General features: G+C 42.6%; 21 protein-coding genes. 13 read left to right on the forward strand and 8 right to left on the reverse strand.

Features of this window, described 5'->3' with window-relative positions; translation table 11 throughout:
- The coding region (priA, locus tag A4S05_RS33485; RefSeq protein ID WP_256091350.1) for a replication restart helicase PriA at positions 1–1,164 on the forward strand (1,164 nt) is incomplete at its 5' end.
- A gap of 37 nt (positions 1,165–1,201) precedes the next feature.
- Here the strand turns inward: priA and A4S05_RS33490 are convergent.
- The gene (locus tag A4S05_RS33490; RefSeq protein WP_069074081.1) at positions 1,202–1,813 is read right to left on the reverse strand and encodes a PepSY-associated TM helix domain-containing protein; all 612 of its coding nucleotides are present in this window, start codon (positions 1,811–1,813) and stop codon (positions 1,202–1,204) included.
- A gap of 252 nt (positions 1,814–2,065) precedes the next feature.
- Between A4S05_RS33490 and A4S05_RS33495 the strand changes: the two genes are divergently transcribed.
- The 4 genes from A4S05_RS33495 to A4S05_RS33510 all read left to right on the forward strand — a co-directional run bounded on the left by A4S05_RS33495 (position 2,066) and on the right by A4S05_RS33510 (position 7,628).
- On the forward strand, positions 2,066–2,743 hold the full coding sequence (locus tag A4S05_RS33495; protein WP_069074082.1) for a response regulator transcription factor: 678 nt from the start codon (positions 2,066–2,068) through the stop codon (positions 2,741–2,743).
- Positions 2,688–4,091, forward strand: a complete 1,404-nt coding sequence (locus A4S05_RS33500; RefSeq protein WP_141699882.1) for a sensor histidine kinase — start codon at positions 2,688–2,690, stop codon at positions 4,089–4,091. The genes A4S05_RS33495 and A4S05_RS33500 overlap by 56 nt, the downstream gene beginning before the upstream one ends.
- A gap of 194 nt (positions 4,092–4,285) precedes the next feature.
- Complete coding sequence (locus A4S05_RS33505; RefSeq protein ID WP_069074083.1) at positions 4,286–4,978, forward strand: rubrerythrin family protein; 693 nt, start codon at positions 4,286–4,288, stop codon at positions 4,976–4,978.
- Positions 4,979–5,018: 40 nt separating this feature from the next.
- Positions 5,019–7,628 (forward strand): cation-translocating P-type ATPase, encoded by a 2,610-nt coding sequence (locus tag A4S05_RS33510; protein ID WP_069074084.1) that lies wholly within the window; start codon positions 5,019–5,021, stop codon positions 7,626–7,628.
- A 230-nt stretch (positions 7,629–7,858) separates the two neighbouring features.
- Here A4S05_RS33510 and A4S05_RS33515 read toward each other — a convergent pair whose 3' ends face one another.
- Positions 7,859–9,319 (reverse strand): ATP-binding protein, encoded by a 1,461-nt coding sequence (locus A4S05_RS33515; protein ID WP_069074085.1) that lies wholly within the window; start codon positions 9,317–9,319, stop codon positions 7,859–7,861.
- On the reverse strand, positions 9,316–9,999 hold the full coding sequence (locus A4S05_RS33520) for a response regulator transcription factor (RefSeq protein ID WP_069074097.1): 684 nt from the start codon (positions 9,997–9,999) through the stop codon (positions 9,316–9,318). The genes A4S05_RS33515 and A4S05_RS33520 overlap by 4 nt, the downstream gene beginning before the upstream one ends.
- Positions 10,000–10,149: 150 nt before the next feature.
- Between A4S05_RS33520 and A4S05_RS33525 the strand changes: the two genes are divergently transcribed.
- The 3 genes from A4S05_RS33525 to A4S05_RS33535 all read left to right on the forward strand — a co-directional run bounded on the left by A4S05_RS33525 (position 10,150) and on the right by A4S05_RS33535 (position 14,004).
- A complete protein-coding gene (locus A4S05_RS33525) occupies positions 10,150–10,419 on the forward strand; it encodes a hypothetical protein (RefSeq protein WP_069074086.1) in 270 nt (89 codons plus the stop codon).
- 145 nt (positions 10,420–10,564) lie between these two features.
- Positions 10,565–11,101, forward strand: coding sequence for a hypothetical protein (locus A4S05_RS33530; protein WP_256091351.1), 537 nt, complete (start codon positions 10,565–10,567; stop codon positions 11,099–11,101).
- A gap of 320 nt (positions 11,102–11,421) precedes the next feature.
- The gene (locus A4S05_RS33535) at positions 11,422–14,004 is read left to right on the forward strand and encodes a GAF domain-containing protein (protein WP_069074088.1); all 2,583 of its coding nucleotides are present in this window, start codon (positions 11,422–11,424) and stop codon (positions 14,002–14,004) included.
- Positions 14,005–14,335: 331 nt separating this feature from the next.
- Here the strand turns inward: A4S05_RS33535 and purN are convergent, their stop codons facing one another.
- Complete coding sequence (gene purN / locus A4S05_RS33540) at positions 14,336–14,998, reverse strand: phosphoribosylglycinamide formyltransferase (protein WP_069074089.1); 663 nt, start codon at positions 14,996–14,998, stop codon at positions 14,336–14,338.
- A gap of 559 nt (positions 14,999–15,557) precedes the next feature.
- Here purN and A4S05_RS44405 point away from each other — a divergent pair.
- The 4 genes from A4S05_RS44405 (at position 15,558) to A4S05_RS33560 (ending at position 20,915) form a co-directional block, all read left to right on the forward strand.
- The gene (locus A4S05_RS44405; protein ID WP_069074090.1) at positions 15,558–18,641 is read left to right on the forward strand and encodes a caspase, EACC1-associated type; all 3,084 of its coding nucleotides are present in this window, start codon (positions 15,558–15,560) and stop codon (positions 18,639–18,641) included.
- A 412-nt stretch (positions 18,642–19,053) separates the two neighbouring features.
- Positions 19,054–19,494, forward strand: a complete 441-nt coding sequence (locus A4S05_RS33550) for a PIN domain-containing protein (protein ID WP_069074091.1) — start codon at positions 19,054–19,056, stop codon at positions 19,492–19,494.
- Entirely contained in the window at positions 19,484–19,693 is a 210-nt protein-coding gene (locus tag A4S05_RS33555; protein ID WP_069074092.1) for a hypothetical protein, read from the forward strand. The genes A4S05_RS33550 and A4S05_RS33555 overlap by 11 nt, the downstream gene beginning before the upstream one ends.
- Before the next feature lie 340 nt (positions 19,694–20,033).
- Entirely contained in the window at positions 20,034–20,915 is an 882-nt protein-coding gene (locus A4S05_RS33560; RefSeq protein WP_069074093.1) for a carbohydrate ABC transporter permease, read from the forward strand.
- A gap of 77 nt (positions 20,916–20,992) precedes the next feature.
- Here the strand turns inward: A4S05_RS33560 and A4S05_RS33565 are convergent, their stop codons facing one another.
- Entirely contained in the window at positions 20,993–21,559 is a 567-nt protein-coding gene (locus A4S05_RS33565; RefSeq protein WP_069074094.1) for a thermonuclease family protein, read from the reverse strand.
- Positions 21,560–21,611: 52 nt separating this feature from the next.
- Here A4S05_RS33565 and A4S05_RS33570 point away from each other — a divergent pair, with 52 nt between their 5' ends.
- Positions 21,612–22,334 carry a DUF1345 domain-containing protein gene (locus A4S05_RS33570; RefSeq protein ID WP_256091352.1) on the forward strand — a complete coding sequence of 241 codons (723 nt, stop codon included), beginning with the start codon at positions 21,612–21,614 and terminating at the stop codon, positions 22,332–22,334.
- A 190-nt stretch (positions 22,335–22,524) separates the two neighbouring features.
- Here A4S05_RS33570 and A4S05_RS42295 read toward each other — a convergent pair whose 3' ends face one another.
- From A4S05_RS42295 to A4S05_RS42775, 3 genes are all read right to left on the reverse strand, one after another.
- The gene (locus tag A4S05_RS42295) at positions 22,525–22,692 is read right to left on the reverse strand and encodes a hypothetical protein (RefSeq protein ID WP_176727184.1); all 168 of its coding nucleotides are present in this window, start codon (positions 22,690–22,692) and stop codon (positions 22,525–22,527) included.
- Positions 22,693–22,931: 239 nt separating this feature from the next.
- Positions 22,932–24,971 (reverse strand): bifunctional metallophosphatase/5'-nucleotidase, encoded by a 2,040-nt coding sequence (locus A4S05_RS33575; RefSeq protein ID WP_069074095.1) that lies wholly within the window; start codon positions 24,969–24,971, stop codon positions 22,932–22,934.
- Positions 24,972–24,988: 17 nt separating this feature from the next.
- A partial coding sequence (locus A4S05_RS42775) for a hypothetical protein (RefSeq protein ID WP_218108002.1) occupies positions 24,989–25,289 on the reverse strand: 301 nt, incomplete at its 5' end.

Below are 25,289 nucleotides of genomic sequence, written 5' to 3' on the forward strand. Positions count from 1 at the left end.
GGGGGCAGGGGGCAGGGGGCAGAGGGAGAATTCGTAACTCCTAACTCCTCACTCATTACTCATTACTCATTACTCATTACTCATTACTTAAGTTTGCCTGAGCGCGTCAACTCCCGCCCTTTACCGCCGGTGGAAATAGTTGATATGCGGCAAGAATTGCAGCAGGGAAATCGTTCTATATTTAGTAGATCGCTGCAAACAGCTTTGCAAGAGTTGCAAGAAAAAAAACAACAGGGAATTTTATTTATCCATCGCCGGGGACACAGTACTTTTGTCTCTTGCCGCAGTTGTGGATATGTGTTGGAATGTCCGCACTGTGATGTTTCGCTGGCGTATCACCACACCGAAGAAAAAGCGCCGGAATTATTGCGTTGCCATTATTGTAACTATGCGCGATCGCATCCTAAATTCTGCCCTGATTGTAGTTCCCCTTACCTGAAATTTTTCGGTAGCGGTACTCAGCGAGTCACCCAGGAACTAGCGCGACAATTCCCAGAGTTGCGCTTGATTCGTTTTGATAGCGATACCACCCGCAACAAAGGCTCACACCGGACTCTACTTACCAAGTTTGCCAACGGCGAAGCGGATTTATTAGTTGGTACGCAAATGCTTACCAAAGGTTTGGATTTACCACAGGTGACACTTGTGGGTGTTGTCGCCGCCGATGGATTGCTAAATTTATCAGATTATCGCGCCAGTGAACGGGCATTTCAAACCTTGACTCAAGTCGCTGGACGTGCTGGTAGAGGCGAAGATCCCGGTAGGGTGATTGTGCAGACTTATACTACAGAACATCAGGTAATTGCAGCAGTGCGATCGCACGATTATCAATCTTTCTCTGAAGCTGAGTTAGAACAACGCCAAGCACTCAATTATCCACCTTATGGGCGGTTAATTTTGTTGCGGTTAAGTAGTCTCGACCCGATTCAAGTGCAAAATACGGCGCAAATTATTGCCACAGCTTTGAGTACAGAAGAAGAATTCGAGATATTAGGCCCAGCACCAGCGAGTATTTTACGGGTAGCTAATCGTTATCGCTGGCAAATATTGATTAAATTTGACCCCGATGCCTTACCAAAGTTACCCGATTGGGAAGAAGTGCGATCGCTTTGTCCTTCGTCTGTTAGCTTAACTATTGATGTAGACCCCATAAATATTATGTGATCATCAACAAGTTTAATAACAGGAACACAATTTTTATTTAGATAAGTTTTTCATCTTGTTCGCTTTCTGGAACTGGGGAACGACGCTTGCGAAAAATTCCTGTCATGCTGATGCCTGTAAATAGCATAGCAATCAGCCCTAAACCAACAAGAAAAACATAAATAGATTTGCCAAAACTCCCGAAATAGCTACCTTGATGAATTGTCATTAATAATTCAATTTGTTCTTCTGGTAATCCCAGCCAGCTTTCGCCCACTCGGTAAGCAATACCCGTAACAGCACTAGCTAACAAGGGTAGAAAAATAATAGGTGCAACAATACTGTGAATGGTTCGGACAGTTAGTTTAGATTCTGCTTTATTTGAGCGAGATTGCTTGGATTTACGAATCATACCAAATCCGGTAATCACCAATCCCACTAGTCCCAGCCCTACCAAGGATACATAAACTGGTTCTAGTGGTTTACCCAAAAAAGTACCCTGGTGAATTGCGAGGAAAATCTCGCCAATGTCTCTAGGCATCCCAAACCAACTTCTTCCCAGACGATAAGCAATACCAGTTAACGCACTCAGCAGTAGAGGAATGAATAAAATTGGTGCAATGTTACGATGGAGTTTACGAAATTCACGAGACTGATTGATCTTAACCATTAGAACCTCTTGAATGAATACAACGTTGCTGAGGTTAGAGGTTTAACAATACTTATCCATCTAAAATAAATGTGTTACTTAACCTCAAACTAACTTTGAGCATAAGACAGCAAAAGTAAAGAACTTGGAAAGATGTACCACCAAGTTAAAAATCCTCATATACTTCATTCATGCCTGATTTTAAGTTTGAATTGATTACCTACATAATGTTTAGAAACAATTAATAAGAAATACTGTAATAGTGATTATGCGATGAAGTTTTTATTAGTTGAAGATGACGAACGGATTGCTGCATCTCTTACAGAAGCCTTAACTGACAATAATTACGCGATTGATGTAGCTGGTGACGGCGAGGAAGGATGGGACTTCATAACAGCATTTGACTATGATCTAATCCTTCTGGATGTGATGCTACCGAAATTGAATGGTATAGAATTGTGTCAAAGATTACGTCAGCGTGGTTATGGACTGCCAGTGCTGATGTTGACTGCGAGAGATAGCAGTACTGATAAAGTACTAGGTTTGGATGCAGGTGCAGATGATTACGTCATCAAACCTTTTGATTTAAAAGAATTACTAGCGCGTATTCGGGCTTTGCTGCGACGTGGAAGTTCTCCCCTATTAAATTTATTGGAGTGGGGTGGACTGCTGCTTGACCCAGCCACTTGTACTGTTACTTACAAAGATCAATTATTGTCGATGACACCTAAAGAATATCAATTACTAGAACTATTTCTCCGTAATAATGGGCACGTTCTTAGTCGTCATCAAATTCTTGACCACCTGTGGTCATCTATTGACCAACCTGGACAAGATACAGTCAAGGTACATATTCGAGGAATACGTCAAAAACTCAAAGCCGCAGGAGCCAAAAATGATTTTATCGAAACTGTTTACGGGCTTGGGTATCGGCTTAAACAAAACTTATAGGAACAAAAGTAGGTTTGCAGATAGAAAATTTATCGTACCTTGGCGGCGGGTAGATATTTTAACTAACCCCCAGTTTCGTGCTACCGGTTGGCGACTACTTTTATCTTATTTAATGGCGATGATAGTAGTTATGGGACTGTCATCGGTAGTAGTGTATCATTTTTTTGCTTATAGTCTCAGTCAGCAATTAGATAGGCAGTTGTTGACGTTGGCGGATGCAGCCGCTCATAATTTATCGGCTATTCAGGTGGATAAAACAGCTGTAAATCGCAAGATGCCGCGAATTTTAGATAATGATGGAGATTTAGATATTCCTTGGCAAGATTTACGTTTATATCGTCAGAGTGTGGAATGGTTTGATGCGGGGAAGCAATTATTAGGAAAAGCAGGAAAGCAATTTCCCGAAATACCATTTCTTACTAATTTTCAGTCGTGGCAGCAAAATGGCATCAGGACATTAACTATTCCGGTTTATTCTTCGGGAAAAAATCAACAACTTTTAGGTTATGTGCGTGTAAGTGCATCAACAGTGGAAGTACAAAAAGAACTGGAAAGACTGTTGATGGGTTTAGGTATTGGTGGTGTTTTGGGGATGGTTTTAATTAGTGGTACAGGTTGGTGGTTAACGAGTAAAGCCTTGCAACCGATTGAGCAGAGTTTCCAGCAATTACAACAGTTTACGGCGGATGCATCTCATGAATTACGCAGTCCTTTAACAGCGATTACAACAACTGTGGATGTGCTGCAAAGTCACCCAGAACGTATCCATCCCAGTGATGTTAAAAAAATCGTCATTATAGAGGGAGCGACACAGCAGATGACGCACTTGGTGGAGGATTTACTGTTGTTAGCCAGAAGCGATTCTACGCCTGTAAGTTTGCCCAAAACCGCAATTCCCATACCTGTAGATGAAATTTTATTTGATTTAATTGATACCTTACAACCGGAGGCAGAATCTAAAGAAGTTACTTTAGAGGCTAACTTGATTGATGCGGTGTGGGTAAAGGGGGATGCACATCAGTTACAACGACTATTTGGGAATTTATTAGAAAATGCCCTGCAATATACCTCTAATGGTGGTTTAGTCAGGGTAGAAATCGTTAAAAGGGATGATTTTGTAGTGATTGAAGTAACGGATACTGGTATTGGTATCGCACCTGAAAATCTGCCTTTGGTATTTAACCGCTTTTGGCGAGCCGAAAAAGCCCGTTCTCGTCGCCAAGGTGGTTCTGGTTTAGGTTTAGCTATTGTCCAAGCTATTACTCTTGCTCATGGTGGTGAGATTTCTGTGACGAGTAAAGTCGGTGTGGGTAGCTGTTTTCGGGTGAAGTTACCGATAGTTGAGTAATAACCGTAATTTCTTTACTAGTTCCTTACTTTCTTTATTTTACTCTGTGAGTTGTTGAGAGGTAAATCGATCTTCCTTAATAACTCGGTATATCTAACCCTGTTATTAGTTATGGCGATCGCAAGCATCGCCTAAATAAATATCTACCTCTACACACCTAATTCTACTTCTGCATATATTAGGAGAATTATATTATGGATTTTACCAAGAAAGTACCATTTTTTAATCTCAAAACTGTTGCTGTATTTGGAGCAACGTCCCTCAGTATTCTAGGTTTAAATGGTTGCATTCCACAAACTCCAGTTGCGATCGTTGAAACATCTGTGCCTGTTGTTCCATCTGCTACCCAAGTTAATACTAAGCCTGAGTCTACCACAGTCAAAAATCTCATCTCTGCTTACAATGGCGAATCTAACGCCCATGTAATGTATCTAGCTTTTGCACAAAAAGCTGATGGCGAAGGTTACAAGGAAGTTGGTAGTCTCTTCCGCGCCGCCGCACGAGCAGAAGCAATTCACCGCGATAATCATGCTAAGGTGATTCAGGCAATGGGCGGCACACCTAAAAATAATATTGCTACACCTCTAGTCAATTCTACTGCTGAAAATTTGACACAGGCTATTAAAGGTGAGTCTTACGAACGCGATACTATGTATCCCGACTTTATTAAAGAGGCGAAACAGGTTGGTAATAAAGCTGCTGTCCAAACTTTTAACTACGCTTTAGAAGCAGAAACGGGACACGCCAAACTCTACACCACAGCTAAGAATAACCTCGCTTCTTGGAAACAGGCTAATCGCCCTTTGTATATCTGCCCTGTCTCTGGTTACACAACACTTGAGGCAAATAGTAAAAATTGTTTAAAACCTTTTGAGAAATCAATTTAATTAGGTTTATGGAAAATTTACGCAGAGTCGCAGAGGAAAAATGGCTCATAAAATTGAACTCGAATCTATCACAGGGCTGTCTGCATCAGCCGTAGGCGATCGCCTGAAGCAAGAAGGGTATAATGAGCTACCATCTACCCAACAGCGTACTATCTGGGGAATTGCTCTGGAAATCTTCAAAGAGCCTATTTTCCTACTTTTGCTGGGTTGTGGTGTCATTTACTTGTTTCTGGGTGATGTTCAGGAAGCGTTAATCCTATTAGGCTTTGTTTTCTTCATTGTTGGCATCAACTTATACCAAGAGCAGAAAACTGAAAAATCACTGGAAGCACTACGCGATCTCTCCAGTCCTCGTGCATTAGTTATCCGTGATGGAGAACGTCAACGGATTGCGGGACGGGAGGTGGTGCGTGAAGATGTGATTGTTTTATCAGAGGGCGATAGAGTTCCTGCGGATGCTGTGGTGCTGTGGTCTACTCATTTGAGCGTCGATGAATCTCTGTTAACTGGTGAATCTTTGCCTGTACGCAAGCAATCAGTTAAGGACAGCAAAGATTTAGAAAACACTACGCAAACTGCAACCCAGCATCGTCCTGGTGGTGACGATTTTCCTTTTGTCTATTCGGGAACGCTGATAGTGCAAGGTCAAGGTATTGCCCAAGTGTATGCCATTGGTATGCAGACAGAAATGGGCAAGATTGGTAAAGCTTTGCAGACTGTGGAACCAGAAGAGACGGTTCTGGAAAGGGAAACTCGCCGCATTGTGAGTAAGTTGACCTTTGTAGCGATCGCTATCTGCGTTGCTGTAGTCGTAATTTATGGCGCATCTACAGGCAATTGGCTACAAGGGATTCTCGCAGGATTAGCGCTGGCGATGGCAATTTTGCCTAATGAAATTCCTGTGGTATTGGCGATTTTCTTGGCGTTGGGTGCTTGGCGATTTTCTCTAGCTAGGGTGTTGACTCGTCGTGTCCCTGTGGTGGAAACACTGGGTTCTACTACCGTTCTTTGTGTCGATAAAACTGGGACACTGACTTTTAACCGGATGTCAGTTCAGCAATTATTCGTATCTCCCAATTTTTATGATGTCGCTTTGCATGAACGGGAAGCACTCCCAGAAACTTACCATGAGTTAATCGAATTTGGGATTTTAGCCAGTCGCAAAGACCCCTTCGATCCGATGGAAAAAGCCCTCAAACAAGTGGGTGATGACTATTTAGCCAGAACTGAACATTTACATCAAGATTGGGAGATATTGCGCGAGTATCCTCTGTCTGGTGAATTGTTGGCGATGTCTTGTGTTTGGCGATCGCCAGAGAAAAGACTGGTAATTGCTACCAAAGGTGCGCCAGAAGCGATCGCTGATTTGTGTCATTTTAATGCCCAACAAATGGGAGACTTAGAGCAGCAGATCAATACAATGGCTGCTGCTGGTTTGCGGGTTTTGGGAATAGCGAAAGCGATCGGGCGACATCAAACGGACAATAAACCAAACTCTCTTCCTGAAAAACAACATGACTTTGTATTTGCATTTTTGGGACTGGTAGGCATGGCTGATCCCGTTCGCCCGACTGTAGCGCCAGCCATTACTGAGTGTTATACTGCCGGGATTCGGGTCGTGATGATTACAGGTGATTATCCAGCAACAGCCCAAAATATTGCCCGTCAAATCGGATTGACACCTGCTACAGAAGTGATTACGGGAACAGAATTAGAAAAGATGCCAGAAGGCGAGTTGCTTTCTCGGATTCAAACTGTGAATATCTTTGCACGGGTTGTCCCAGAACAAAAATTACTGATTGTTAATGCCCTGAAACGCTCAGGTGAAATCGTGGCGATGACTGGAGACGGGGTAAATGATGCTCCAGCCTTGAAAGCGGCACATATTGGCATTGCAATGGGCGAACGGGGTACAGATGTGGCGCGGGAATCTGCGGACTTGGTATTGCTAGATGATGATTTTTCTTCCATTGTCCAGTCCGTCAGGCTGGGGAGACGAGTATTTGACAATCTGAAAAAAGGTATGGCTTATACCTTAGCCGTTCATATTCCCATTGCTGGAATGTCGTTGATTCCGGTAATCTTTCACTGGCCTTTAGTGTTATTACCTATCCACATTGCCTTCCTACACCTAATTATTGACCCCGCTTGTACGGTGGTGTTTGAGGCAGAGCCAGAAGAAAGTAATGTGATGAAGCGTCCACCCCGCAACCCAAAGGAACCATTATTTAGCCGTCGCACTTTAAGATTAGCACTGCTGCAAGGATTGAGTGTATTAGTAGTGCTAGTGGCTGTATTTGCTGTGTCTTATTACTCTGGACATGGAGAATTTGATGCCCGCGCTCTCGCTTTTACCACCCTAATTGTATCGAATTTGAGCATGATTCTGAGCAATCGTTCTTGGTCGCGTACCATTCCAGAGATGTTACGCACTCCGAATAAAGCACTGTGGTGGGTGTTGGGTGGTGCAGTAGTTTTTATGGGACTAGTACTTTATATTCCTGCATTGCGGCATCTATTCCGTTTTTCTTTTCTGCATTTTGATGATTTAGTAGTCAGTCTCACCTCTGGGGTGTTCAGTATTTTGTGGTTTGAAGGACTGAAAATTTGGCGGCGAAAAAAAGATAATACACGAGGGGCATTTAACTAATTTGTGATGCAGGAGAGAACAATTTTAGACGTTGCTTCCTTTGGGGGATGAATTGGTAGCTGTAACCGTTACGGCTAAATTAGACTTTCTCAAACCCTCAAATTCCTACACAGATGTAACACAACCTACTGTAAAATTCAGCACCCAGAATTCAGATACTTGTATATCCACTTCTTAGTGCCATTCGGGCATGGGCAAAATTACACTTCTGCGATCGCTCAATTATCTAACTACATCGGTAAGGTGAGAGTGAACGCCGTTTGACCAGAAGATGTTAAATCAAGGGTGAGATCGCCACCATGTGCGCGAGCAATTTCACGGGCTAGGCTGAGTCCTAATCCGATTCCTTCTACCTTACGGTTACGTGAGGGATCGCCGCGATAAAAACGGTCAAAAATGCGATCGCGATCGCTCAGTGGAATATCTTGGGATGCATTGGCAATAGTAACATGGAGAGTTGTGGGAGTTTGATGAGTGCGAATCTTGATCCAGCCGTTGGCAAGATTGTATTTGATGGCATTACTGAACAGGTTTTGCAAAACTTGAATTAAAAGATCGCGATCGCCTTTTACCCGCAACCCATCAGTAAAGTCTGTTTGCACAGTCAACTGAGGAGCTAGCATTTCCACATCTTCTAGCATCTCCATCAGCAACTCAGACATATCCACCTCAACCAGATATAAGCTCATTTTTCCCGCATCTGCCAGAGATAGTAGCAAGAGTTTCCGCATAATTCCACTCAGGCGGCGCACCTCATCTAACAGATTACTTAAGCGCTGTTGCACTTCACTACCAGGATCAACCTGTTGCATTGTTCGTTCTAGTTCGCCTTGCAAAATAGTTAGTGGAGTTTTCAGTTCATGAGCAGCGTCGCCACTAAAGCGAGAAGCTTGGGTAAAACTGCGTTCCAAGCGTTCTAACATTTGATTAAACACCTGAATCAGTTCGATAAATTCAACATCAGTTGTGCCAATGGGAATTCTTTGATCTAGCCCTTTGACAGTCACCTGTTGAATGACGCCCGTTAATTGATGGATGGGACGTAAAGCGCTACCAGAAACTAACCATGCTCCCACCGCAACCAGCAGAAGCGCTCCCGGAATTGAAACCAGGAAGATATTGCGAATGGTAGCCATTTCTTGATCGACGGCTTCCAGACTCACAGCAATGGCAATCTGAACATTGGGAAATTTAGTTGCCCCAATCCGCCAAGCTGTTGTTGCCGTCTGCTCAGTGACGAATTGAGGAGGACGTGGACGAATCAGGCGTGGCGGCTCGAAGGATGGATTTGTAATGGGGGGAAAAGGTGGTGGTTCTCTAGGAGGAGGTGGTGGTAGAGGTATTGACTGAAGACGTTGAACCAGCAGAGGATTCACCTTGAGATCGGCAGGTAGAGAATTAGATTCGTAAAGTATCTTGCCGTTTGCGTCAAGCACTAGCAGAGCGATGGGAGTTTTTATATTTGTTCCACCGCCAAAGGCATAAGGTAACGAGTCTGCGTAAAGTTGCCATCGTTCGCGATCGGGTGAACGAGTTGCCCGCATCAAATGATTTAATAGTTCTGCATCTAGGCGGCTAATCTTGGCATTGTAAATCTGAAACCAGGAAACTGCACCAAATCCGACTAATGTGCTACCAGCTAAAGCCGCAGACAACAAAGCAATGCGAAGTCGAAAGGAAGGAAGTTTCATGAGGAAGAATCTGGCTTGCGAAATCGGTATCCAACCCCTCGAATGCTTTCAATCCAGACTACTTCATTAATGGGGTCAATCTTTTTACGAATTCGCTGGATACAAACATCCACGACATTGGTGTTGGGGTTAAAGTCGTAGCCCCAAACGTGTTCCAAGATTTGGGTACGAGTAAAAACCCGTCCGGGAGAGCGCATGAGATATTCTAGAAGATTAAACTCGCGGCTGGTGAGTTCTATCGCCTGGCGATCGCAAGTGACTTCTCTGGTGATGCGATCGAGTTTGATGGGACCAACGCAAAGCAGATTTTGGCGTTCGCTTCCACTCCGGCGCACAACAGCATGAATTCTAGCCGCTAATTCTTCCACAAAAAACGGTTTAGCAATGTAATCATCGGCTCCTAAATTCAGCCCTTCCAAACGATCGTCTAGTTCATTCCGAGCCGTCAACAAAATCACCGGAGTATTCCGACCTTGCCGCCGCAATAGTTTTAAAATTGATAGTCCATCCTTTCCCGGCATCATAATGTCGAGTACGATCGCATCATATTCGTTATCTAATGCCCGCAGATATCCTTCATCACCATTATCGCAGTAGTCTACGACAAATCCCTGCTCCTTTAGTCCAGCCCGGACAAAGTTAGCAATTTTCGCTTCATCTTCCACAAATAGAACATTCACAAGCATTTATTAATTCATATATTCTTCCATTCTAAATTCATTATTTTTTTGTTCAAATTACAAAACTGTAATTTAGAAAATAGGGAAGCTGTAATTTTGAGGTGGCTCAATTAGAAATATGAACACCCTACCTTTTGAAGGTTGATTTTTATGAATATTCGTCGAATCTTAGCCCTAGCAACAATTCCTTTTGTGATTGGTACATTTGGTTTCATTGCACCCAATCAGGCAAATGCCGCTAATCCCTCTCATCGGAACGTACAGATTTCACAACAGCCCAACAGACCACAAATATCTGATAAAAAACCAAAAGTTAGACATTCCAAACCCCGTCCCAATCAGAAAAAACGTTCTCCTCAACATCCCCAACCGCATAATCAGGGCGCAGTTCAAAACCGGGTAGGACAAAATAATCGTTAATTGAAGCACCCTTAAACTTTGCCTTGCCCTCAGCCGTGATATTGCCAGAGGATTCCTTCCTCAAATTACAAAACTGTAATTCAAAAAGAGGGCAGGCTGTAATTTTGAGAAGACTTAATTAAAAATATAAACCTTTGGAGATTTAATGATGAATATTCGTCGAGTATTAGTGGTGACAGCGATTCCTGTTTTGGTTGGCACATTTGGTTTTATTTCACTCAATCAAGCAAATGCTGCTAATCAATCCCATAAAATTGCACAGGCGCAACTACCACCCAACCAACCATCGGACAAACAGCCGCGTCCACCCAGACCTGATTTTGCAGCCGCAGCAGCCAAGTTAGGAGTTACAGAAGCACAATTAAAAGCTGCGTTAGGAGTTCCTGCCAATCCTCCAAATCCAGGCGATCGCAATCAACGTCCACCCAGACCTGATTTTGCAGCCGCAGCAGCCAAGTTAGGAGTTACAGAAGCACAGTTAAAAGCTGCGTTAGGAGTTCCTGCCAATCCTCCAAATCCAGGCGATCGCAATCAACGCCCACCCAAACCCGATTTTGCAGCCGCAGCCGCGAAACTTGGTGTCACTGAACAACAATTAATCGATGCACTAGGCGTTCCACCTCATCCTCCTGGCGATCGCGGAGCCTCTCATCACGAAAATCGTCCTAATCAACCAGAATAGCTGAACATTATGTAGACATTTGTAGAGACGCGATGAATCGCGTCTTTTTTGATTCATTTGGCTGTCTTGCCAAAAATCGCAACACCTAATGAGAAAATAAGATATTCCAACAAAGCGATCGCAATTTGATTTTTACCAAGCCCATTAATCAGACCTGATTTTTTGAGTTCAAAGAGAAAAAAAGCCTTATTGGGTACAAAGTAGAAGGTTAGTGCTTTAAAATACTCCCGAAAGCCAGTCTTTATTGAATAAGTTTTGTGTAGAATTTGTTGGTGAGGTTACTTACCTGATTTTCAATTGCAACAATCCAGGTTTAATTTATGAATCAGTCTTTTTCTCAAAGCCAAGCAAGACGAAATCGTAAACAAAGACTGTGGCAGCAAAAGTGGAGTTTAAAGACAAAAGCAATAGTTTGGGCACTAAGCATCAGTGTCCTTCCTGTGGTTGCAATTGGAACAGTTACTTACTACTACGGCATTAATTTAATTACCAAACAAATTCCGCAAGTAAGACTTGAGAGTGCAAAAAGTTCAACCGAAACAGAACTTGCTCTACAGAGACAATTATCACTCCTGTTAACTGGTATGGGAGTAACAGCAATTTTGGCAGGTGCGATCGCTGTTTTGGTGACGAATCGAGTTATAAGTCGAGTCAGCAAGGCAGCAACAATCTCTAACAATATCAAAACGAAGCTACGTCCAGACAGTGACTTTACTGAAGTTTTCATCGCTAACCAAGATGAACTAGTGATGTTAGAGAGAAACATCACCTTATTTACAGACTTGCTTTCGGTTTTAGTACAAGAGAAAGAAGCCGAAGCTGATTACTCCCAGCTATTGATACAAATTACCCGCTGGATTCGAGAATCATTTAATGAAGAAGATGTTCTCAAAACTACCTCAGAAGAAATTCGCAGAGCTTTAAGCATTGATCGCGTCACCATTTTTTGCTTCAACTCCAACTGTAATGGAACCTTTATCACTGAATCCGTAGCACCTGGCTTACCGAAAATCTTAGGGGTTACAGTCTCTAATCCAGGACTAGAGGTAGGGTATGTAGAAAAATACCAGAATGGTAGCATCCGTGCTATTGATAACATCCATAAAGCCGATCTCAGTGATAGTGATATTGAATTGCTGGAACAATTTGCAGTTAAATCCCATTTAGTAGCACCCATTCTTAAAGGCAAACAGCTATTTGGTTTATTGATTGCACATCAGTGTTCTAGACTTCGCTTTTGGCAGCAGTCTGAAATTGATTTGTTCGCTCAGATAGCCATGCAAGTAGGATTTGCCCTTGACTACACCAAGCTTCTAAAACAGGTAGATACCAAGGCAGATAAAGCTCAGTTATTCATAGAAATTACCCGCAGCATTCGCCAATCCCTCAACGAAGAGGATGTCCTCAAAACTACTGTGGAAGAGGTTCGTAAAGTATTGAGTACTGATCGAGTGCTGGTTTATAGCCTTAACACTGATTTGTCTGGAATTATCATTGCCGAATCAGTGGTTCCAGGTTATCCCAAAGTTTTGCGGTCTGAAATCCAAGACCAATGTTTTGGTCAGGGTTATGTAGAAAAGTATCAATCTGGTCGCGTTGTCGCCACAAACAATATTTATGAGTCCGGTTTGGCTGATTGTCATATTAGCCTACTCGAATCCTTCGCCGTCAAAGCAAATTTGGTCGCCCCTATTCTCAAAGATGAACAGCTATTTGGCTTGTTAATTGCCCATCAATGCTCCAGACCCCGTGATTGGCAACAGCCTGAGATTGATTTATTTGCCCAGATAGCAATGCAAGTAGGATTTGCTCTTGACCACGCCAGGTTGATGCAACGAATTGAGGCTGAAGGTGTGCAAAGTCGGTTGCTGGCAGATACTATCGGCAGCATTCGCCAATCGCTCAATGAAGAGGATGTCCTCAAAATCACCGTAGATGAGGTTCGCAAGGTACTGAGTACTGACCGAGTGATGATTTATAGCTTTAATGCTAATTGGTCTGGAACTGTGATTGCCGAATCAGTTGTTCTCACCTACCCAAAAGTTTTGCGAGCTGAAATCCAAGACCCATGTTTTGGTCAAGGCTATGTAGAAGAGTATCAGTCTGGTCGTGTTCTTGCAATCAACAACATTTATGAAGCCGGTTTAGCTGATTGTCACATTAGCTTACTCGAATCCTTTGCTGTCAAAGCAAATTTAGTAGCCCCCATTCTTAAAGATGAGCAGCTATTTGGCTTATTAATTGCACATCAGTGTTCCAGACCTCGTGATTGGCAACAATCCGAGATTGATTTATTTGGTCAAATAGCCATGCAAGTGGGATTTGCTCTGAATCATGCCAGACTCCTGCAAAGAATCGAAGCCGAAAGGATGCGAAGTCAGTTGCTAGTGGATATTATCCGCAAGATTCGCCAATCACTTAACGAAGAGGATATCATCAAAACCACTGTGGAAGAGGTTCGCAAAGCACTAAGTACTGACCGAGTGCTGGTTTATAGTTTTTACGCTAATTGGTTCGGAATTATCATTGCCGAATCAGTGGTTTCAGGTTATCCCAAAGTTTTGCGGTCTAAAATCCACGATCCCTGTTTTACTCAAGGCTATGTAGAAAAGTACCAGTCTGGTCGCGTGGTCGCAATCAACAACATTTATGAGTCTGATTTGGCTGATTGTCACATTAACTTACTCGAATCCTTTGCTGTCAAAGCAAATTTAGTAGCACCCATTATCAAAGATGAGCAGCTATTTGGCTTATTAATTGCACATCAGTGTTCTGAACCCCGTGATTGGCAACAGCCTGAGATTGATTTATTTGCCCAGATAGCGATGCAAGTAGGATTTACTCTCGATCATGCTAGGCTCCTACAAGCGTATCAAGCTGCCGAAGCTAACTCTGATGAATAGAATAGCTATTGCAACCCGCAGATCCCCGACTTCGTAAAAGTCGGGGATATTTTTCTCACGAATGAGCAAGTATAGCAGGAGGCAGGAGGCAGGAGGCAGAAGGCAGGAGGCAGGAGGTAAAAGTATTACTATTCCTAGCCTTGCGGTTTTCAAAATGTCCTAGCCTATGTGGCTACGGCTATAATAACAAACTACAATACTTGTCGGGTTTTGGGGAAAAGGTTAAAGGGGAAAGAAAAAACCTTTAACCTTTACCCTTTAACCTTTTCCCAAACCCAATTCCGAGTTCAAAATGCTTTACCCAAGCAGTATTGTAACAAACTATGTATTTTCACGTTAAACTTAGTGTCACTTTTGATAAAGAAGCTGCCAGAGCGATCGCTAGCGGTAAAATTCGATGTTCCTGAATTTGAATCCTGGCGTGGAGTGTTTCTGCTGTATCATCGGGCAATACTGGTACTGCGGCTTGCATCAATATTGGGCCACTGTCCATTTCTAAACAAGCTATGTGCGCTGTACAGCCAGTGATTTTTACCCCAGATGCCAAGGCTTGTTCTACAGCATGGATTCCCTTGAAACTAGGTAACAAACTAGGATGGATATTAATAATTTTGTCAGGAAAGGCATCCATGAAAACTGACGTTAATAATCGCATCCAACCAGCCAAAATCACCCATTCCACATCGTAGCGCCGCAATGTCTGCACAATTTGATCATCAAATTCTTCTCGGCTTTGATAGTTGCGGTGATTTAATAAAACAGCTTCTACACCTCTATTAGCTGCTCTTACGGCTGCTTTCGCCGAGGGGTTATTGTAAATTAAAACTTGAATTTGGGCATTTAGCTGCCCATCTTGGATAGCTTGAGCAACTACATCAAAATTGCTGCCATTCCCAGAAGCCATAATTCCCAATTTTAAAGGGGCGACTTGTTGGCATACATCGCTAATGCTAGGAGAAACCAAGCTAAGGGTAGAATCAGGGCGGAGGGTCATAACAGCTAAGAAGGAAAATTATAGATGCCAAAAAAATATACTAAATCGTGGTTGGATAATGATACAGTAGCCGCCTAGATTTTTATGACATAAATAGGTAGAATTTGATTCTTTGATCAAGCTAGAGAGACGCGATAAATCGCCGTCTCTACAGGAAATTTATCTGTAAATTAGTTCTTGACAGACTACTAGTAACGCACGGCGTAAATAAGCCACCCATCTTAAACGTCTGAAACCCTTGCAAATAAAATTTAATTACGAATTACGAATTCCGCCTTGCGGTACTAGTCCGGTTGATAAAGATGATATTCTAAAGCTTGGTATAAGAGGATGTTTGAAAAGTCATGATTGATGTATCAAATATTTTTTACCCCTCCCTAACCCTCCCCTTAGAAAGGGGAGGGAACTAGATTTTCCGGTTTCCCCCCTTTCTAAGGGGGGATTAAGGGGGGTAAGAATGCAATTAAAATCACAGCCAACGACTTTTCAAACAACCTCTAAGGGAAACAACACAGAGATTAAAGCCGCATCGAATTTGATCGCAGCATAGGTGAGTTAAATGGCAAAGGTAGCGTTGCTGATTGGGGTCAGTGAGTATGAACCAGGGCTGAACCCTTTGCCCAGTGCAGTTAGAGATGTGGAAGCAGTGTACGATGTACTGCTGCATCCAGAGATGGGCGGATTTGCTGCGTCAGATATTACCCTGCTAAACAATCCTGAGCGACAAGTTGTAGAAATTGCGATCGAAACGCTATTCTCTGGACGGCACAAAGATGATTTGCTGCTGCTGTACTTTTCAGGACACGGCATCAAAGACGATCGCGGTAGGCTGTATCTGGCGACTCGCAACACCAGTAAAACGCAGCAAGGCGAATTGATTCGCTCAACGTCGGTGTCTGCCAATTTTATTCACGATCGCATGAGCGAAAGCCGTTCCCGGCGGCAGGTGGTAATCCTAGATAGCTGCTTTAGTGGCGCGTTTGCTGAGGGGATGTCTGCTAAAGATGACGGCATGATTGACATCCGGGAGCAGTTAGGCGGTGAAGGACGAGCAGTGTTGACTTCTTCTACTTCGACTCAATATTCCTTTGAGCAAGAGGGGCAAGATTTATCGATTTACACTCGTTTTTTGATTGAAGGTATCAAGTCAGGTGAAGCCGATCGCGATCAAGATGAGTTTATCTCTATCGATGAACTCCATGAATACGCCAGCCAGAAGGTGCGAGAACTCCAACCTGCGATGAAGCCGGAAATCTATGCAATTCGAGAAGGCTTTAAAATTCGACTGGCAAAGGTGGCTCCTGGTGATCCCAGACAGCGATACCGTAAAGAGGTAGCGAGATTTATTCATCGAGGCGAAATTTCTCTTGTTGGTCGTCGGACATTGGATTATCAGAGGACTCGCTTGGGATTGGAGACAACTGAAGCGAAGGCGATCGAAGATGAGGTATTAGAACCGTATCGCAACGAGTTCCGCGAAAAACTCCAGCAGTATCAGCAGGTATTCACTGAACTACTGGAGCGAGATGAGAGAATTACCGATAGCGATCGCCACGATCTGCAAAATCTCCAACAAATTTTGGGGCTGCGGAATGAGGACACGATGCCGATTGAGGCACTAGTGACTGCACGATTTAAGACGCATCAGCAAAACTTGCAAATATATCAGCAAGCCTTTACAACGGCATTGCGACAGGAGTATCCTCTGAGTGCAGCAAGCCGCGATCGCTTACGGCAAACCCAGCAGCAATTAGAACTTGCCGATAGAGATATTGCGGCGATCGAATCTCAGATTACGGCTGAGGTAGAGGCATATCACCAGAAACTCCAGGACTACCAACGGCTGTTTTTTACTGCCACGCAGCAGGAATATCCTCTCAGCGAGGCAACCCGGAATAATTTACGTCAACAGCAGCAGCGCTTGGGATTGACAGATGTAGATGTTGCACCAATTGAAGCGCAAATCACAACACAGATTGAAAGCTATTATCAAAAACTCCAGCAGTACGAACAGGCGTTTGTGAAGGCGACGCAGCGCCAGCATTATCCTGATGATGTGACACGGAAGCAGTTGCAGGAAACTTGGCAGACGTTGGGGTTGAGTGAAGGAGATGTGAGTGCGATCGAGAGGCGGATTAATGCGGAGATTGAAACCCATCAAGCAAACTTGCGGCAATATGAGCAGGAATTTACAGAGGCTATTGGGCAAGAATATCCGCTTAGTGCTTTCAAACGCTCTCAACTAACCCAACATCATCAAGCGTTGAATCTGACTGCTGAGAATGTGACTGCAATTGAAAATCCAATTGTTGCTGCGATCAAAGAACATCGGCAAAAGCTTCAGCAGTATGAAGAGGTGTTTAGAGAATCGATACAGTTTGAATATCCTCTGAGTGATGCTACTCGTGAGGAGTTACGACGATTTCAGCAAGTTTTAGAACTAAATGATGCGGAAACAGCTGCGATCGAAGCAATTATTATTCAATCATCTTCAGAAGCAGAATCCCGGAAACAGCAAGAGAGAATCAGACAGGAGGAGGCAGAGAAACAACGGCAACAACAAGAAATAGTACGACTAAAGCAGCAGGAGGCAGAAAAACAAAGGCAGCCAGAGGAAGCAGAATATCACCAAAAATTACAGCAGCAATATATTCAGCAGCCAAGCCCTACTAAATTCACTAAATCGGCTCAAGAGCAAACCACTCAACCGACTCAAGAGCGAATTACCCGACAAAAGTTTTTGAAGTGGGCTGGTTTGGGAGGTGTAGGTTTGGTGACAGCAGTGGTGGGTCGTGAAGTTTTTAAATATATTCCCGTTAAGCTTGAAACCTTTAAGTTTGAAACGGTAACAGTAGATGAAAAGGGACAGGTAATTAAACGAGATCCTACCAAGCAAGCTAAGTTCTTTAAGGAGGACTTAGGTAATGGCATAACTCTGGAGATGGTTAAGATTCTTGCTGGTTCATTTAAGATGGGTTCGCCACCTGGTGAAACTGGTCGTAGCCAAAGTGAAGAACCACAACACGCTGTAAATGTACCTGCTTTCTTTATAGGCAAGTTTCAAGTGACTCAGGAACAGTACCAGCAAATAATGGGCAGCAATCCCTCCTCCTTCAAGGGGGCAAAACGTCCTGTAGAGAAAGTATCCTGGAATGATGCAGTGGAATTTTGCAAAAAGCTGAGTCAAAAGACTGGGCGCGAATATCGCCTACCAAGTGAAGCAGAGTGGGAATATGCCTGTCGTGCTGGCACAAATACACCGTTTCACTTTGGCGAGACGATTACAACTGAGTTAGCCAACTACGATGGAACTTCTACTTACGCTTCTGCACCAAAAGGGAAATATCGTCAAAAAACAACAGAAGTAGGAAGTTTTCCACCCAACGCCTTTGGATTATGCGATATGCACGGGAATGTCTGGGAGTGGTGCCAAGATACTTGGCATAACAGCTATAAAGGAGCGCCTACTGATGGAAGTGCATGGATAGAAGATAATGATAATGAAAATCAATTGCTGCGGGGCGGTTCCTGGAACTACTCTCCTGGGTACTGCCGTTCCGCGTTTCGCTACGGCAGCACGCACGACGACCACGACGTCAATATTGGTTTTCGTGTTGTGTGCGCTGCCGGGAGGATTCTTTAGTAGCCCTTTATACTTTAGCCCTCTACCCTTCTTTCTTTTACCCTTTTAAAGTGTAGCGAAGCGGAACAATCTAATTTTTTTTTGAAAAAACAGAGTGGATCAAATTAGGATTAGGTTTAAGTAAAGATTCCAACTTGAGATAATTATGAATCAAGGGCTTACCCAAGCGATACCTCAGAAATTCAGCTATTCAACAGCATCAAGCAGAAAGAAAATTTCCTCTTTTTGTTCGGTGCTTTACTAGCTAAATTAATCAACGCTTTGGTAATTCAGTTAAATCAACTATGGCATTGCTCAGTTCTAATAATGAACAATCACAGACCCTTGCATCTATCCGTGATACCCTAATACCTAAACTCTTTTCAGGTTAAATCCGTGTCAAAGAAACGGAGAAATTATTAGAGACAGTGACATGACCAGAGTTTATTTAGACACAAGTATTTATAACCGCCCCTTCGATGACCAAACACAGCCAAAAGTATTTCTAGAAACACAAGCTGTCATCTTAACTTTACAAATGGTCGAAGCAAAATTAATAGAATTAGTTAGTTCTTCAGTTCTAGAATATGAAAATAGTCGTAACCCTTTTCCTGTAAACCAACAGTCAATGGAGCAATACTTACAAATAGCTACATTGAGAGTATTACTAGATGAAAACATTAGAGTGAGAGCAAAACAACTGGAACAACAAGGGATTAAAGCCATTGATGCTCTCCATGTTGCTTGTGCCGAAGCTTCTCAAAGTGATTATTTTATCACTTGTGATAAGAGATTAATCAATCGCTGTCAAAGTTTAACATTCAAAGCAATCAACCCCACTGATTTTATTTTGGAGATGGAAGATGACAATTAAAGTTATTAACGAACAGCAAAATTTACAAGAAGTAATGCAGGTACTCTTTACACATTTAGAGCCATCCAAGGTAATGAAATTTTGGGCAGCTTGTAAATTAGGCGAAGGTGATTATTTACAACTAAAAGAAAAACTATTTGCTCAAGATAACGTTGATAGTTTGTATGAAAAAATCCAAGCCTATGAAAACATAGAATGAAACTATAGTAATCCGATTTGATTCCTGAAATTATCTGCGTAGGTAGGGAACAGGGAATAGGGAACAGGGAATAGGGAACAGAAAAGAAGGGTATAGATGTGTACTGAATCTTGTTCAAAAATCAAATAGGAGTCCTATAGAAGAAGAATTCAGAAGTCAGAAGCGAAGCCGGAGATGCTGTACTTACGGTCATAATTAAGCCAAGTGGAGATAATTATGAACCAAGAGCAAACCCCAAGCGTAGGCGTAGCCCGTCGTAGACATCGCTAATCCTGAGAGAAATCAAGCTCAGGGTAAAATCAGGGCGGAGGGTTATAACAGCTAAGAGGGAAAATTATAGATGCCAAAAAAATATACTAAATCGTGGTTGGATAATGATACAGCTGCCGCCTGGATTTTTCTTACACCAGCACTAATTTTACTGGGTGTTTTTATCATTTGGCCGATCGCTTATTTGTTCTACCTCAGTTTTACCGCTGGTAGTTTCACCTTAAAAGGTACTTATTGGATAGGCTTAAAAAACTATTGGCGCTTGCTACTCAACCCCGACTTCTGGCAAGTTCTGGGTAACACCTTTTATTTTACTGTTGCCACCATCATTCCCACTTTAGTTATCTCTTTGGGATTGGCTGTGCTATTAAACCGCTCTATTCCCTTGCGGGGAATCTTGCGGAGTGCCTATTTTCTGCCTTCAATTATCTCACTTGTGGCAGCTGGTTTGGGATTTCGCTGGCTATTTCAAACATCAGGGCCAGTTAACGGACTTTTAGAGTTTTTTGGCATTCCAGCCATACCCTGGCTAGGAGACACATTTTGGGCAATGCCGGTACTTATTTTAATGAGCATTTGGAAACAACTCGGTTTCAATATGGTGGTTTTTTTAGCAGGGTTGCAAGCAATTCCTCCCAGTCGTTATGAAGCAGCAGATTTGGATGGAGCAAATGCTTGGCAACAATTTTGGTATATTACTCTGCCTGGATTGCGCCCTACTTTGATATTTGCAATCATTACTACCGCGATTTTTACATTGCGGAGTTTTGAGCAAGTTTATGTGATGACTGGCGGTGGCCCACTGAATTCAACTAATTTGCTGGTTTACTACATTTACCAAGAGGCTTTTGGCCAGTTTGATTTTGGTTATGCCGCCGCCGCCGCGACGGTGTTACTAGCAGGGACGCTAGTACTAGTGTATTTACAACTACAAACTTGGGGAGAAGAATAGGGGACTTTATGGGTAGAGTATTCACTAATTCTGAATTCTGACTCCTGACTCCTGAATTCTGAATTCTGACTCCTGTTTTACTTTTTATATAGGCTGCGATATTCCCAAGGGTTTACAAATTTAGCATCACTCCAAACGCCAAGCCGTTGTTCCTTTGCTTTAGCTTCGGCTTGTTGAACTAAGTCTTTGCTAGGACACTTGTTTAAATAGGGACGATACACTTTTGCCAATCCTTCTTGCAACAATACCTGCTGCACAAAAGTGCCATTTTGTAAACGAACTTCGGCAACTTTGCGTCCATAGCGATCGCTATCGGTGATATTCAAAGTCACGCGATCGCCTCCTTGTTGCACCAGTTGTTGTACTCTTTCTTGGGCTTTCACACCCCAAGTAAATTGATTGCGATCGCTAATGCGTTTACTCTGCTTTTCTTTGTTGGTATGAGCTATCTCTGGCGCATCTACACAAGCAAAGCGCACTGTAACATTTTTACCATTGGGATCTTTCACTACTAAAGTATCACCATCACTGACTCGCTCAACTGGTTCTCCAGAAGTACCGATAAAGCGATCGCAGCCTATCAAACCTAAAATTAGGATAGTTGCACAAAGCCAAAATCGCACTGATTTAGTTAATTTCTCCATCCAAATTTACCAAATTATCTCTGTGGAATCGGACATTATACACTAACACTGTATGCTTTGCATTAGTGTAGAAGTATGTTACTTAAACTCTGCGATCGCAATATTTGTGAAACTGAATTTATTCAAAAACTTTGACTCTCGACCCCGGCTGATAATTGCTGTTGGACTCGCTGTATTAGTTTCAGTAATCCTTCCGGCTTGGCTGCACTTACCCATTCGCATTCTCTGTGCTTGGAACTCCGGCATTGACTTTTTCTTAGCCGTGACTTGGTGGAAAATGATCAAAGCTAACCCAGAAAAAATTCGCCGTTATGCTGAGAGTGAATATGAAGGACATTTGGCTATATTCATGCTGGTGATTGCTGCGGCTTGTGCTAGTGTTTTAGCCATTGGGTTTTTACTAACTGATAAAAAAGAGTTATCAACTATTCTACTTACCCTACATGTCATACTTTCAATTATGACCATTGTCGGTTCTTGGCTATTAGTGCATACGATGTTTGCAGTGCAATATGCACATAGCTATTACAAATATATTAATCGTAATAATAGTAAAGAAATCACCGGAGGTTTAGATTTTCCTCATAACGACTATCCAGACTATTGGGAATTTTTATATTATTCTTTTGTAATTGGCATGACTAGCCAAGTTTCCGATGTGCAGACGACATCACGCGATATGAGGCGCTTGACTTTGTTACATGGCGTATTATCCTTCTTTTTCAATACCACCATTTTAGCTATGAGTATTAATATCATTGCATCGCTGATTTAAATAATAGACAAGAGACGCGATGAATTGCAGACAAGAGACGCGATGAATCACAGACAAGAGACGCGATGAATCGCCGTCTCTACAAAAGACTGATTATTGTAGAGACGGCGATTTATCGCGTCTTTGTACTTTACAGTACAGTATCGCGTCTTTGTACCTTACAGTACACTGTGTTAGGAGTGTCAATAAATTAACTCGCGTCTTCCCAATCACTGAGTAACTCATGCTGTTGTGCTGTTTCCTTACATTTGCGGAATGGTATTTTAGGAGTACCAATATTCATGCCAGGAAAAGACTGTTTTTTCGTCTTAGTGGGTCTATTTTCTTTTGTTGTTGAACTGATCTGTTGGGTTTCCATTGGTAAATAAATTTCTGATTAAAACCTGAGAACCAATGTATAACATCAATTTCCAAACGGCAAATTTCTGGAGAGGGATAAAAAATACATATTTTGCTCGTAAAAGTATATTTTGTCAACTTCAATCATCCACGGCGGCTATGAAAATATTGCCTTCTTTTTTTGACTGGGCAATAATGACCCAGAACTAAAGTTTTCTTCCAATTGAGCCTCCTGCCTTTCTTTGTAAAAGAGGGTTTTCAAAACACCACATCTTTACGCAATTTGAGATTTTGAATGCGAGTATCTTCGGCGGGTGGCACATCCCTCTGAGTAAATGGAATCTGCTTAAAGTTAGCAGCAAGATATTCTGCTAATACATCTTGCTCAGAACCATCAGCAGCAAAGGTAGCTAAACCTGTGTGTTTGCTCTTATCGGCATCTTTTGATGTCAAATCAACCCGTTCTCTTTTGGGAAAAGGATAGCCATCACCACCACCTGCTAGGAAGTTGAGGGTAACAGTGCGGAAAATCCGATTAGAGTCACCCACTAACTCGGCATTTTTAACTACTACATCAATAATTTTGCCTTTTCTATCTTTGATTGCCAGGGATTTGACACGCTTCCCGGCTGGCAAGTTTGGGTCAAAGCTAAAGGCTAATCCCGCTACTTGGGGAAAACTGCCAGGAGTAGCACCGGGTGCTATGGCCGCTACGCTGTGTTCAATCACCGCTAGTAGTTCTGTTGCATTCAGAGTAACTAAAGTCAAACCATTGTTGAACCGTAAAGCATTGATGATATCAAGTTGGGAAATTTCTTTTTCTTTCTTACCTGCTACAGGATTTGCTTGGGGTGGCAGTTTGATAACATCCTGTGAGCGAGTCGAACCTGGGGGAAAGGTATATATACCGATATTGTCACGGATACCACCGCCATTTTTGATGGAAATGACAGTTTTAGGATCATATCGTTTGGCGATCGCTAAATTAGCTTCGGCTGTCAAATTCCCGAAATTGGTTTCTTGGGTGCGAACATCACCCCGCCAGCCGTTGAGGAAAACGTTGGTTTTCCCAAAAATCAGACTATCTTGGGCAATAATTACTTTTTTGAGTGCTTCTGTAATGGCGACAATTTTGGCATCGGGTTTCCCGCCTACAGCTGCTACACCTGGAGAATCAGTCGGATAAGCACCGCTGATTTTGGAGTCAATACTTTTAGGAATAATCACTCCATTGGCATCAAAGTTAACTACTAAACGACCAACATAGCGATAGTTTCCATCGGTATTAACTACGGCTATGGGATTACCATCTGCTGCTTTTTTGAGGATTGGATAAGTTCCAGCAGATTTATCACCGACTCGAAGACGGTCTGTTTTGTCAGCTAGTAAGGTGTTGGAACCACCAGCAACAATAATATCTACTCCCTTGAGTAATTCTGCTAACTTTTGCTCAATAGCAATTTGCTGCATGTGTGCCAACAGAATGACTTTATTAATCTCTGGGTTTTTTGTCAGCAGTGTATCAACAGAAGTTTGAATTTCAGCAGCTAAGGCGGCGATGTCTGCGGCATCACGGTCATTAAATTCTTTAGGTAAGACAGTCACACCACCGGGAGAAGAAATAGACCGCAGTGTGGGAGTTGTCGCCCCAACTACACCAATTTTTTCACCATTGACGGTAATGATGGTGCTACGGGCAATTTTATTAGGGATTTTACTTGCCTCTTGTCCATCGGCAGTAACTAATTTTACTAGGTCTTTATCAGTGCTGAAGTCTAGATTTGTACTGAGATAGGGAAATTTTGTACCTGGGTAATCTTCTTGAGGGCGGATTAAATCGGCAACAACACCCGTACCTAAGTCAAATTCGTGATTACCAAAGGCGATCGCACCAAACCCAAGAGCATTTAAAATTAAAATATCTCCTCGTCCTTGTCCACCAAACACTGTGTCACTGGCAAATAAGAAGGGACTGGGAATATAAGCATCTCCAGATGAAAGGATTAAAGTATTGGGATAATCAGGCTTGCTGTCACCATTAGCATCTTGATTTTTGAGTGCATTCAACACCGCAGAAAAGTTTGGCACATCCTTCAGGGCTGGGACACCTGCTTCTTGGTCAGAAGTATGTAAAAGTTGCAGTGTGAACCCTGACTTATATGGTGTTTTAACTTGCGCCACACCAACAGTAGTTCCTAGAAATAAAAAAATGCTAGATGTAATTAGCCAACTCAACTGGCTAGCACTTAAATCTCGGCACATAAACCGATTATTTGGTTTTTTTACTTGTTTTGACATGAGGTTATTTTTGTAACTTAGCAAAATCCTTGGTCGCCATTGCTAAATGCGATCGCAACATACTTATAAATTTTCCATCCCCGTAAGGGGAAGTTGATGAAAAAGATTTTTCTCCAGAACAACTGAAGGAAATTGCAGAAAATTGTTTCCATCCCCGTGAGGGGAAGTTGATGAAAAAGGAAAGGTATCCGGCTTGAAAGCCGAACACGATACCAGTAGTTTAATGGGTAGGGCAGGGATATTTCTATCCCTTTCCCCCCGACAAACCGGACAAGCAAGTTAACCAAGCATCCGGCTTTAGCAAATCCTAAAGCTACC

It is taken from the genome of Nostoc sp. KVJ20, from assembly GCF_001712795.1.
Lineage (GTDB): Bacteria > Cyanobacteriota > Cyanobacteriia > Cyanobacteriales > Nostocaceae > Nostoc.